The sequence below is a fragment of the Bradyrhizobium sp. 179 genome, from assembly GCF_023073535.1.
Lineage (GTDB): Bacteria > Pseudomonadota > Alphaproteobacteria > Rhizobiales > Xanthobacteraceae > Bradyrhizobium.
The window spans coordinates 1-513 of sequence record NZ_JADPJR010000063.1 but is presented as its reverse complement, the minus strand read 5'-3'; the positions used below and the strand labels follow the sequence as shown (position 1 = coordinate 513).

At 60.2% G+C, this 513-nt stretch carries 2 pseudogenes; one reads left to right on the top strand and one right to left on the bottom strand.

Annotation, left to right across the window (positions count from 1 at the left end):
* Window positions 1–158 (top strand): annotated as a pseudogene (locus IVB12_RS15400) (IS110 family transposase); the annotation flags it as partial.
* Between the two features lie 33 nt (window positions 159–191).
* Here IVB12_RS15400 and IVB12_RS15395 read toward each other — a convergent pair.
* Window positions 192–362, bottom strand: a pseudogene (locus IVB12_RS15395) (ATP-binding protein); the annotation flags it as partial.
* Between the last annotated feature and the right edge of the window lie 151 nt (window positions 363–513).

The window sequence follows — 513 nt, the reverse complement described above, 5'->3', positions numbered from 1 at the left end:
CGGTGGTGAAGCTGGCTCGCCGACGCGGTGCATCGCAAGGGAGATGGCTGGAGCGCATGCTCGCTCGTAAGCCGCCCATGCTTGTCGCGGTGGCTCTTGACAACAAGATGGCCCGTACCGTTTGGGCTTTGATGGTCAACGGTGGGGTCTACCAAAGCTCCGGTCGCAGCGGCTTAATCGCTAATCCGCCCGAGACGGTCGAGAACGGCATCGGCGTAAGTGGGATTGCCGATCACCTCGTGCCATTTATCGACCGGCGACTGGCTGGTGACGATGGTGGAGCGGCGGCCGTAGCGCTCTTCGAGAATCTCAAGCAGATCGTGACGCGCCTCGGCGGTGAGAGGCTCAAGTCCCCAGTCGTCGTATGTGGACGGCCTCTGATGGCAAGCACAATTTGGCACTTCGAACGACTTAGACGTCTGCGATCGTATGTCCGGCCTTTAGCGCGGATCATATCTCCGCGGGCCCTGATGAAGTCCGACAACCAAGGGGTCACATCAAGGATGCGAGCTT